We start from the raw sequence: 10741 nt of genomic DNA, 5'->3' as shown, positions 1-10741 counted from the left end.
CTGCGGGCGGCCCTGGCCTGCGTGCTGTGCGCGCAGGATCCGCCCAAGCTGCTGATCCTGGACGAGCCCAGCAACCATCTGGACCTGGACTCGCTCTCGGCCATCGAGGCGGCGCTGCGGGGCTATGACGGGGCGGTCCTGGTGGTTAGCCACGACCGGGACTTCCTCGAGGCGATCGGGGTGGCGAGGGAGATTGGGCTGTAATCCTTCTCCCCTTGCGGGAGAAGGTGTCAGCGTAGCTGACGGATGAGGGGTCGCGCTCCGCTCTGAGACAATGATCCCGTCATCCCGGCCGAGCGCAGGGGAGAGCCGGGACCCCGGGGCGGTGCGCTGGGCCCCTGGGTCCCGGATCGCCTTCGGCGTCCGGGATGACGGGTTGGGTTTGCTTGGGAGGCCTTTCAACCCCTCATCCGACCCTGCTCCGCAGGGCCACCTTCTCCCGCAAGGGGAGAAGGAAGATCTCCGAAATACCGCCACAGCAACGTGAACCCCGCGACCACGGCCGGCAGGGCCAGCAGGATGGGCACGGTCATCGGGGCGCCCAGGGTGATCAGGGCCGCCGCCGTGACGCAGGCGCCGGCGCAGCCGATGTCCCAGCCGGCCTCGGTGGCGATGTGGAAGCGGAACGGGCAGGGGGCGGCCTTGGCCAGGTTGTAGGCCGCCGCGCCCAGGGGCGGCAGCAGCAGGGGCATGAGGACGGCGCCGAGCGCATGGGCGGCCACCGCCAGCCACGGGGTCGGCAGGCTGCCGGCCCGCAGGATCACGATGACGACGGCCACCGAATAGGCGATCAGCACCGCGCGCCGGCCGCCGCCGCCGTCCACATGGCGGCCGACCCAGAGGCCGAAGCAGGCCCCCACCAGGCCGGCCAGGGCCATGGCCCCGCCATAGGCCGCGATGCTCTCCCCCAGGGACAGGAACAGCGCGATCTCCCAGACAAAGAAGTAGCAGGCGTCGAACCAGCCATCGACCACCAGCAGGGCGAAGGCCAGGCGCGCGGCGCGCAGGGCGCCCGGCGCATGGGGGATCACCGCCATGTTGGGCAGGGCCAGCAGGGGCAGGACGGCGAGGGCCTGGACCACGGCGATCCCGGCGAAGGCCCAGCGCGGTCCGAGCGTCAGCAGGGCCCAGGTCCCCAGCAGGGGCGAGGCGATGCTGAGCACGGCGATGAAGGCCTCGCGGGCGGCGACCTGATGGCCGCGATGCTCGGCGTCCCCCAGCATGGCGAAGTAGGTGTTGTAGGTCAGCCAGTAGCAGAGCTCGGCCACCGCCGTGACGGCCAGCAGGGCCAGGAGAGCCAGGTCCAGGCCGCGCACCTCCGCCAGCAGGGGAAAGCGCAGGGCCAGCATGAGCGTGCCGGCGATCAGTAGCGGCTTGAGGCCGAACCGCTTGGCCAGGGGCAGCATCAGCGGGCGCAGGGCGAAGCGGCCGGTGACGATGGCGGCCTGGGCCAGCAGGGCGTGGGGGACCGAGACGCCGGCCTTCAGCAGCAGGACGAAGAAGAAGATGCTCCCGGCGCCTTGGGCCAGGGCCTGGACGCCGGAATGCAGGTTGACGCGATTGATCGCGTCATTGCCGAAAAATGCCATGAGTACCCGAGGGTCGATATGTGTCGGACGGGCCGCGCGGTGTGGCGCGACGTGTGCGGCGGGGCGTTCAGCCCGCGGTGCAGCCGGTACTCATATCTCGGGGTCTTCCCTTTGGTGGCGGCAAGGTGGCTGAGAGAACGGGGGTTGGCAAGTTCCGTTTCCTTCTCCCCTTGCGGGAGAAGGTGGCCGATTGTGCAGCCCGGATAGAGTGGTGACAGACCAGCCCGGATAGATGGGTAACAGTCTTCTCCCGCGAGGGAGGAAGAGCCGATGCCGTGGTGCGAGAGCAGAGCGGTGGATGAGAGACTGAGGTTTGTGTCGGCGCTGCTGTCTGGAGAGCTGACGATGACGCAGGCGTGCGAGGTCTTCGGGATCAGCCGCAAGACGGGTTACAAATGGCAGGGCCGCTATTTGGAACAGGGCGTGCTGGGCTTGGCGGAGCGGTCGCACGCGCCGCGGAAGCATGGTCGAGCGACGGACGCGGCGTTGAGCGAGGCGCTCATCACCTTGAAGCTGTCGCGACCGAGCTGGGGTCCACGCAAGCTCTTGGGCCGCCTGAAGCTGGATTATCCCGACCTGATCTGGCCGGCGGCCTCGACGGCGGATGCGATCCTTCGGCGCGAGGGCTTGGTGCAGCCGCGCCATCGCCGCCGCCGGGCGCCGCCAACCTTGGGCGGCCTGACGCCGCCGGAGCGGCCCAACCACGTCTGGGCGGTGGATCACAAGGGTTGGGTGAAGCTGGGCGACGGTCGTCGCTGCGAGCCCCTGACCATCACCGACGGCTTCAGCCGCTATCTGCTGTCCCTGTCGGCCGGGCCCAACACCCGCGAGGAAGAAGCCAGGCCCTGGTTCGAGGCGGCCTTCGCGCAGTTCGGCCTGCCTTGGGCCATCCGGTCCGACAACGGCCCACCGTTCGCCTCCACCGGCGTCACCGGCCTCACTGCGCTCAGTGTCTGGTGGACCAAGCTGGGCATCCGCCATGAGCGCATCACCCCCGGCAAGCCCCAGCAGAACGGGCGCCATGAACGCTTTCACCGCACCCTGTTGGAAGCCATGACCCCGCCGGCCGAAAACCAGGCCGCCCAGGCCCGCCGCTTCGACGCCTTCCGCGAGGACTACAACCACTACCGTCCGCACGAGGCTCTGGACCAGACGCCGCCGGCCAGCCTCTACCGGCCCTCGCCCCGCAAGCTGCCCCAACACACACCCGAGCCCGACTATCCCGCCCACGCCGCCGTGCGCAAAGTCCGATCCAACGGCGAAATCAAGTGGCGGGGCGGCCTCGTCGCCATATCAACCGCCCTCATCGGCGAGGCCGTCGCCGTCGAGGAAACCCCAACCGGCCAATGGCAGGTGCGCTTCCACGCACGACCCATCGGCCTCATCGATCAGAAGACAAACCGGCTGGCTCGCTTAAGCGACCCAGCCCCAATCGCGTCGGATCTGTAACCCATCCATCCGGGCTAAACTGTCACCCATCGATCAGCTGGACACGATCAGCGACCGGTCGGATGAGGGGTCGCGCTGCGCTCTCAGAACTAACACCCGCTCATCCCGGCGAAGGCCGGGACCCAGGTGAAGCCCACCGCGATCTCAAGAAACGCCTTGCGAGCAAGCGAATGAATTGCCGCCGCATCTGGATGAATCTGGGTCCCGACCTTGGCTGCTTCGCGCCGCCCTCCGGGTCGCCGGGATGAGCGGATCGGAGAGGCCTATCGACCCCTCATCCGACCCTGCTCCGCAGGGCCACCGTCGAGAGCGAGCCGAGCATGCTCGGCTATCCGGTTCGCAAGCGCGAACCGCCGCTCTCAACCCCGCAAGGGGAGAAGGAATTCTTTCGTCTTGACACCCTGACATGCGTCAGATAATTCTTACACATGAAAGAGAGCCTACCCACACCGGGAGATGACCTGCTGACCCAGTTGTCGGCGCTGGCCAATCCGCATCGGTTGCGCATCGTCGCGGCCCTGCAGGTCGGCGGGCGGCAGTACATCAGCCAGCTGGCCCGCGAGATCGGCATCAGCCGGCCGCTGCTGCATCTGCACCTGGCCAAGCTGGAGGCGGCGAACCTGGTCGCCAGCCGGCTGGAGCTGTCGGCCGACGGCAAGGCGCTGAACTATTTCGAGGCGACCGACTTCGCCCTGACCCTGACCCCGCAGGCCATCGCCATCGCGGCGGCCAGCCTGACCCCCAAATCCGAGGCTTAAGAGAACCCCATGTCCCCACCCGTCTTCTTCGCCACCATCGGCATGGTCCTCGGGACCATCCTCGGCGTCTTCGCCATGCGCTACTTCGCCATCGTCGCCCAGGCCCGCGCCAAGATCACCGAGGACAACGCCTATCGGGTCATCGCCGAGAAGGCTGTGGCCGCGCAGGCCGAGACCGCCACGGCCCTGGACACGATGTCGGTCACCCTGGCCGACCTGCGCACCCGGCTGGCCGCGGTGGAGAAGATGCTGAAGGACGTCGGCTGATGAGCTGGGTGGACATGATCCTCAACCTGGCGCTCGGCGGGCAGGTGTGGGTGACCGCGCCGCCGGACTGGGCGCTGGGCCTGGTGGTGTGTGTGCGGACGGCGGTGGAGGTGTTGGCGGCGGTGGGGTGAGGGGGCGAAGCTAGCGTCCGGGCCGCCTTGGCCGACGCAAATCAATCCTTTTGAATAATCTCAGCTATGAGCTTGTTCATGTCAGATCCGTTTTTGAAGTAATCCAAGAGATAGTTCCGTGCCGACTTCTTCATGCCTCTTGACCCAGCAGCGGATGCCCATGCCAACCAATCAGATCGACCTTCACGCAGAAAGGTTTCCCTCATTTCGTTGAGGCCATAGCGTAAATCTGGGATTTCTAAGATTTTGGCCTTCGAAATGTCAGTGGAACTCTGATGCTTATAGAGGGCATGAATTAATTCCGGCGCGTGCTTGGTGTTCATGAGGTAGTGCTCAAGCATCATGCCGAACCAGAAGAGTTGGTATTCGCCAACATGTTCGCCTTGACTGACTACGTCGAGGACGATCTTGGCCACGGCATCTTTGTCCTTGGCATCGGCGCAGAGGCCATAGAAGTTCTTTGCCAGATGCGGAAAACCTTTAGCGAATTGCCCGAGATGCTGCTCGATCCGTTCAACGTTGTCCCGCATGACGATCAAGATGAGTTCAGCATCCTCCTCGCTGAGCTTGCCACCGTTTAGCAGCGACACCACGTATTCTATCTCTTCCTCGCTGAGAGCGTCATCGCCTTCTTCTCCCTCAGGGACTTCATCGTCATCTTCTTCATCATCGAAGTCGTCGTCATAGTGCGAGACAATGAGATGGCGACGTCGTTTGAGTAGGCGCTTCTTGAGTTCGCTTATTTCGCCATCAGCTTCATCTGTCGTCGGAGTACCTCCGTACTGTGTCTTTGACGCATTTACCGACAAACCTTTCAACCCAAGCAGCCTTTGCACCTCTGCAAAGTCTGCCCTCAGAACGTTAATGTCGTCTCCAAAGAGGTAGATGTCGTCCATGAAGCGAGCGATCTGCTCTGCTTGGATTACAGCTGACTCTTCGATGAACCGAAGAAAGTCATTACCGATCATTTTGGCGGGATAGAGTCCGTGCGGAAGGCAATCGAGAGATCGGCCTGCATTGATTTCTCGAAAAAATTTTCCGAAGGCTTCAACATCCTCGTTCGAGGCACCAATTCCGCCGAACCAAGCCTGCAAGTCGTGATGGTAGACGCCGTTGAAATAGGCCGCGATATCAAAGCCTATGAATTCTTCACTTAGAAAAGTGCCGGTCCAAACCTCTAACTTGAAATCGGCATAGCTTCGGGATGGCGCCATGGGGCGTCCTTTGTCGAACCGATATCCGAAGTGCTGACGCTTCGTGCTGTGGGGCTTTCTGAATCGTGTGCGGTTTTCGTATATGAGGTCGTAGAGAAAGAACTCGGCGACCGGATCGAGCTTGACCGTCCGTCGCAGATGCAAAGCATCTTTGTTCGCATAGACCCTTCGCTGCGGCAGAAATGAACCGTTCCCGGCGACGATATTTTTCGCGAAGGCGAGGAGTTCGGCTGCGCCCCGCTCGACCAGAATTTTGTTGGTCGTCAGCGGAAATAGGGTGCGCGGCACGTCTTCAAGAAAGAATTCCCGTGAGGAGTATGGCTGCGAAGCTGCCTTGTCCGAGGCTGAGGAAGCCGTTGGCTTGGGAGGTTTGCTCACTCGGGCACTTCCTATTCTTGCTCTCACGCATTCATCAATACCCGCTCAACCTCAACTGCAATACGGGCGGAACTTTCTCTCCGCGCCGTGTGGTGATGTGATGATGGCGACTGGACCTTGCCAACTAGGTCAGGCCTGCGTCGGTGTTCCTATTGGCCTAGCCAAGCCCACCCCCCACATCGCACTCTACCGGCAACACGCGATCCTCCTGGGAGGGTACGCCTATGAGCAATTTCCCCGAGAGCTTTGTGCCGCAGAAGGTCTGGACCTGGGACAAGGAGAGCGGGGGGCGGTTTGCGGCGATCAATCGGCCGATCGCGGGCGCAACGGCGGAGAAGGTGCTGCCGGTCGGCCGTCATCCGCTGCAGACATAGGTCGTACCGACTTTCACGCTGAGGCTGCGCTTTGCAGGCCAAGCCGACACCCCCACCCCCGGCCCCTCCCCGCAAGGGGGAGGGGAGGCGTTGGTCTAGCGCCGCTGAATGTCGATACGCCTCAGTCGCGGGTCGCCCGCAACGGGGCATCGGGCAGGAGGCGCGGTTGGCGCGGCGGCCAGCCCCTCAGCTTTTCGGGCGGGGCGGGGCCTTGCGCAGGATGGCCCAGCCGAAGCCGGCGGCCAGCACCGAGCCCGCCAGGACGCCGAGCTTGGTGGCCTCCTGCAGTTCCGGGTTCTTGAAGGCCAGCAGGCCGATGAACAGGCTCATGGTGAAGCCGATGCCGCACAGCACCGAGACGCCGTAGATCTGCCGCCAGGTGGATCGTCCGGGCCGCTCGGCGAACCCCAGGCGGACCAGCAGCCAGACCGAGCCGAAGACCCCGATCTGCTTGCCCAGGAACAGACCCGCCGCGACGCCCAGCGGGACCGGGGCCAGCAAGGCGCTGAAGCTGAGGCCGGCGAAGGAGATACCGGCGTTGGCGAAGCCGAAGATCGGCACCACCAGGAAGGCGACCCAGGGCTGGATGGCGTGTTCCAGGATGTGCAGGGGCGAATGGGCGTCGTCGCGGGCGCCCGGCGTGCGCCGCAGGGGGATGGTCAGGGCCAGGGCCACCCCGGCCAGGGTGGCGTGGACCCCCGACTGCTGGGTCAGCCACCACAGGACCGCGCCGACCACGAGATAGGGCGCGAGCGCCGAGACCTTCATGCGGTTCATGGCGATCAGGGCGGCGAGCGCGACGGCGGCCCCGGCCAGGGCCCACAGCGCGATGTCGGAGGTGTAGAAGAAGGCGATGATCAGCACCGCCCCCAGGTCGTCGATGATCGCCAGGGCGGTGAGGAAGACCTTCAGCGAGACGGGAACCCGCGAGCCGAGCAGGGACAGGATGCCCAGGGCGAAGGCGATGTCGGTGGCGGCCGGGATGGCCCAGCCCTGCATGGTCTTGGGATCGCCGCCCTGGAAGGCGAGGAAGACCAGGGCCGGGACCAGCATGCCCCCGGCCGCGGCGACGCCGGGCAGGATGCGGCGCGACCAGGTGGAGAGCTCGCCGTCGATGACCTCGCGCTTGATCTCCAGGCCGACCAGCAGGAAGAACACGGCCATCAGGCCGTCATTGATCCAGTGCAGGACGTCGAGGCCGCCGACGGGGGCGTGCAGCACGGTGAAATAGGCGCCGGCCAGCGGCGAATTGGCCACCAGCAGCGCCAGGGCCGCGACCCCCATCAACATCAACCCGCCCGCGGACTCACTTTCGAAGAGGGTGCGCAGGGCGGACGGGTGACGGCGTGTGGAGGTCATTGAAGGCTCGCGATGTGAACGGGACGCCTAGTCTAGCAGTCCCGGCGGGCGGGTGCGTCGGTTACCGGCGCGTGGCGTCTGAACACCTCGTGACCGGGTGCGTCTGAGACGTGCTGAACCTCAGCGATCGCTCAGGCCTTTCCCGGCTCCAGGTCGTATCGACATTCGGCGCCGCCCCATCGCCACGACCGGCAGACCTTGGCGCTCACACCCCCACCCCAACCCCTGCCCGCAAGGGGGAGGGGCTTTGGAGGCGGCCTTCAGTGTGAAGGTCGACCGGGCCTAGGGGTGCCAGCCGAAGAGCAGCAGCAGGGCGAAGAAGCCGACCACATAGGCGATCGGCACGTACCAGCCCTGGCGCAGCCAGGCGATGACCGAGCGGCCCTCGGGGAAGAGGTTGGTCAGGGCCACGCCGGCCGAGGAGCCGAACCAGATCATCGAGCCGCCGAAGCCCACGGCATAGGCCAGCAGCGCCGGATCGTGGCCGCCCTGTTCGAGGGCCAGCACGGTCAGCGGGATGTTGTCGAAGATCGAAGACAGGAAGCCCAGTCCAAGCACGACCTCCCATGAGGGTTCGGGCAGGGCCTCCACAGGCATCAGAGAGGCCGCGGTGACCAGGCCCACCAGGAAGACGGCGCCCTTGAGCGCGGGCCGGGTGACCGACCAGTCCGGCTTGCCGAAGGGGGCGGTGGCCAGCACGGCGACCCAGACGGCCATACCCAGCCAGGGGGCGATCTCCTCGCCCGTCGTCAAGGCGTTGGCGGTGACATTGGTGGCGACGGCGGCGGCGAGCACGACGCCGACGATGATGACGCGCCGCCAGACGATGGGGTGGCCCGGCTCGTCATGCTCAAGGATGGGCTGATAGCGTTGCTGGGACAGGGCGCCGAAGACGCCGAAGACCACGAAGGCGGCGGCGGCCCCGACGAAGGCCGGCAGCACCGCCAGGGGCGACACGCCGTTCAGCCACATGATGGTGGTGGTGGTGTCGCCGATGACGCTGCCCGCGCCGCCGGCGTTGGCCGCCGCGACGATGGCGGCCAGGAAGCCCACCGACACCCGACTGCGATAGACGTGCTTGGCCATCACCCCGCCGATCATGGCCGCGGCGATGTTGTCGAGCAGGGCGGACATGCAGAAGACCACGGCCAGCAGAACCAGGCCGCCGGTCCAGTTGTCGGGCAGGAAGCCCGGCAGGTGATCGGGCAGGTTGCTGCGCTCAAACTGGTTGGAGAGCACCTCGAAGCCCACCAGCAGCAGCAGCAGGTTGGTGAGGATCACCCACTCGTGCTGGAAGTGGACGCCCAGGGCGGCCAGGCCAAAGCCGGTGGGATAGCCGCTGACGAAGCCCTGGTAGAGCAGGACCGCGGCCAGGCCGATCAGGGAGACCTCCAGGGTGCGCTTATGGAACACCGCGATCCCCGCCAGGGTCAGGCCGAAGATGTAGAACTCCAGCGGGGCGCCGAACAGTTCGGGGACCTGGGCGCCAGGCGCGGCGGCGAGGACCACGCTGGGCACGGCGCAGGCCAGGGCCGTGAGGAACAGGCGCAACACTGGAATCTTCATTCCGGGGAGTCTCCTACGCGCCCTGCGGTCACACACGAGGCTCTCAGGGCGCGGACGCCGCGATGAGGCTCGCCACCTGCAGTTCGAGGCGCTTCAATTCGCGCACGATAGCGTTCTTCTGCATCTCCATCCAGAACCAGAGCTTCACCAATCCGAGACCGGAGAGGGCGACCCCGGCCAGGGCGCCCCACAACAGCATGTCGCGGGTGTCGGCGGCCTGCCAGAATCGCCATCCGGCCCAGGCCGCGACGGCGAACAGCGAAAACCCCGCCAACCAGCCGCCCACCGCGACCAGGCGGTGCTGGGCCTGGAAGGCCTGCATCGCCTCGGCGATGATGGACTGTTCCTGCCCCAGGGCGTCGTAGGCCCTCACGTCCTCCGGCGACAGGGCGCGCCGGATCGCTTCATCGACCTTGCTCATCGTCTTCTCCTTCCAGAAGGGTTCTCAGATGTTCCCGCGCCGCATGGAGGCGCGATTTGACGGTGCCGCTCCGCAGACCGTGGGCCTGGGCGATCTCCTCGACCGACAGGCCTTCGCCATAGTGCAGGCTGACCATCAGCCGCTGGTCCACCGGCAGGCGGGCGATGGCGGCGGCCAGGTCCAGGCGGCTGTCCAGCCGGGCGCGGGCGTCGAGGGGCGGAGCCTCGGTCAGGGTCTCGGTGGTCGCCTGGGCCGCCAGGCGCCGATCCCGCCCGCGCCGCCGCAGGGCGTCGATGCAGCGGCGGGTGACGATGGCGTAGGCCCAGCCGCCGAAGCGGGCGGGGTCGGCCAGGCGCGGCAGGTCGCGGGCGATATTGAGCCAGACCTCCTGGACCACGTCGGCGGCCAAATCGTTGTTGAACAGCAGGCGCCCCGCATGGCGGCGCAGGCGGGGCGTCCAGCGCAGGACGATCTGCCGGAAGGCCGGCGTCGAGCCGCCGCGGGCCGCGACCACCAGCAGCTCGTCCAGCACCTGACCGACGTCGCGATCCATCCATCCGCCTCTTGGGTCCCTATCCTATAGTCGCCCCGACCCTGTGTTTGGTTCGATCCTCTATTGGACTCGCCAAGCCACCTCCCCACATCGCACTCTTACGCAAAGCCACGATCCGCCTGGGAGGGCGCCACATGACCAATTTCCCCGAGAGCTACGAGCCGCCGAAGGTCTGGACCTGGGACAAGGAGAGCGGCGGGCGGTTCGCGGCGATCAATCGGCCGATCGCGGGCCCCACCGCCGAGAAGGCGCTGCCGGTGGGCCGCCATCCGATGCAGCTCTATTCGCTGGGCACCCCCAACGGGGTGAAGGTGACCATCATGCTGGAGGAACTTCTGGCTCTGGGGCACACCGGCGCCGAGTACGACGCCTGGCTGATCAATATCGGGACCGGGGACCAGTTCGGCTCGGACTTCGTGGCGATCAATCCCAACTCCAAGATCCCGGCCCTGATGGACCGCTCGGGGCCTGAGCCGATCCGGGTCTTCGAGAGCGGGGCCATTCTGATCCACCTGGCCGAGAAGTTCGGGAATGCGTTTCTGCCCACGGAGCCTGCGGCCCGCGCCGAGTGCATGTCCTGGCTGATGTGGCTGATGGGCTCGGCGCCGTTCCTGGGGGGCGGGTTCGGGCACTTCTACGCCTATGCGCCGATGAAGATCGAATACGCCATCAACCGCTACGC

Annotated in this window: 12 protein-coding genes and 1 pseudogene; 7 read left to right on the top strand and 6 right to left on the bottom strand. The window is 66.1% G+C overall.

All coding sequences use genetic code 11. The features are described from left to right. Positions 1-204: pseudogene (locus tag AAC997_RS05255) on the top strand (ABC transporter ATP-binding protein); the annotation flags it as partial. A 194-nt stretch (positions 205-398) separates the two neighbouring features. Here the strand turns inward: AAC997_RS05255 and AAC997_RS05250 are convergent. Next, positions 399-1589: an MFS transporter gene (locus tag AAC997_RS05250; protein ID WP_340644636.1), complete on the bottom strand. Its 1191-nt coding sequence runs from the start codon at positions 1587-1589 to the stop codon at positions 399-401. Between the two features lie 270 nt (positions 1590-1859). Between AAC997_RS05250 and AAC997_RS05245 the strand changes: the two genes are divergently transcribed. From AAC997_RS05245 to AAC997_RS05230, 4 genes are all read left to right on the top strand, one after another. Further along, the gene (locus AAC997_RS05245; protein ID WP_340644635.1) at positions 1860-3038 is read left to right on the top strand and encodes an IS481 family transposase; all 1179 of its coding nucleotides are present in this window, start codon (positions 1860-1862) and stop codon (positions 3036-3038) included. Between the two features lie 428 nt (positions 3039-3466). Continuing rightward, positions 3467-3796 (top strand): winged helix-turn-helix domain-containing protein, encoded by a 330-nt coding sequence (locus AAC997_RS05240; RefSeq protein ID WP_340644634.1) that lies wholly within the window; start codon positions 3467-3469, stop codon positions 3794-3796. 9 nt (positions 3797-3805) lie between these two features. Beyond that, positions 3806-4063 carry a hypothetical protein gene (locus tag AAC997_RS05235; protein WP_340644633.1) on the top strand — a complete coding sequence of 86 codons (258 nt, stop codon included), beginning with the start codon at positions 3806-3808 and terminating at the stop codon, positions 4061-4063. Beyond that, positions 4063-4194 carry a hypothetical protein gene (locus AAC997_RS05230; RefSeq protein ID WP_340644632.1) on the top strand — a complete coding sequence of 44 codons (132 nt, stop codon included), beginning with the start codon at positions 4063-4065 and terminating at the stop codon, positions 4192-4194. The genes AAC997_RS05235 and AAC997_RS05230 overlap by 1 nt, the downstream gene beginning before the upstream one ends. Positions 4195-4235: 41 nt before the next feature. Here AAC997_RS05230 and drt5 read toward each other — a convergent pair whose 3' ends face one another. Beyond that, positions 4236-5786: an antiviral reverse transcriptase Drt5 gene (gene drt5 / locus AAC997_RS05225; RefSeq protein ID WP_340644631.1), complete on the bottom strand. Its 1551-nt coding sequence runs from the start codon at positions 5784-5786 to the stop codon at positions 4236-4238. Positions 5787-6010: 224 nt separating this feature from the next. Here drt5 and AAC997_RS05220 point away from each other — a divergent pair, with 224 nt between their 5' ends. Beyond that, the gene (locus AAC997_RS05220) at positions 6011-6160 is read left to right on the top strand and encodes a hypothetical protein (RefSeq protein WP_340644630.1); all 150 of its coding nucleotides are present in this window, start codon (positions 6011-6013) and stop codon (positions 6158-6160) included. Between the two features lie 186 nt (positions 6161-6346). On the opposite strand, the gene nhaA is transcribed toward AAC997_RS05220, so the two are convergent. The 4 genes from nhaA to AAC997_RS05200 form a co-directional block, all read right to left on the bottom strand. Then, positions 6347-7519: a Na+/H+ antiporter NhaA gene (nhaA, locus tag AAC997_RS05215; protein ID WP_340644629.1), complete on the bottom strand. Its 1173-nt coding sequence runs from the start codon at positions 7517-7519 to the stop codon at positions 6347-6349. 282 nt (positions 7520-7801) lie between these two features. Next, positions 7802-9085: a hypothetical protein gene (locus AAC997_RS05210; RefSeq protein ID WP_340644628.1), complete on the bottom strand. Its 1284-nt coding sequence runs from the start codon at positions 9083-9085 to the stop codon at positions 7802-7804. A 43-nt stretch (positions 9086-9128) separates the two neighbouring features. After that, positions 9129-9506, bottom strand: coding sequence for a DUF6768 family protein (locus AAC997_RS05205; RefSeq protein ID WP_340644627.1), 378 nt, complete (start codon positions 9504-9506; stop codon positions 9129-9131). Next, positions 9490-10059, bottom strand: coding sequence for an RNA polymerase sigma factor (locus tag AAC997_RS05200; protein WP_340644626.1), 570 nt, complete (start codon positions 10057-10059; stop codon positions 9490-9492). Before AAC997_RS05200 ends, AAC997_RS05205 begins: the two co-directional genes overlap by 17 nt. A gap of 134 nt (positions 10060-10193) precedes the next feature. On the opposite strand from AAC997_RS05200, the gene yghU reads away from it, so the two are divergent. Then, a partial coding sequence (gene yghU, locus AAC997_RS05195) for a glutathione-dependent disulfide-bond oxidoreductase (RefSeq protein WP_340644625.1) occupies positions 10194-10741 on the top strand: 548 nt, incomplete at its 3' end.

This window comes from Phenylobacterium sp. (assembly GCF_037968635.1).
In the GTDB taxonomy this organism is placed as follows: Bacteria; Pseudomonadota; Alphaproteobacteria; order Caulobacterales; family Caulobacteraceae; genus Phenylobacterium.
This window is presented reverse-complemented; position numbering and strand designations above follow the sequence as displayed.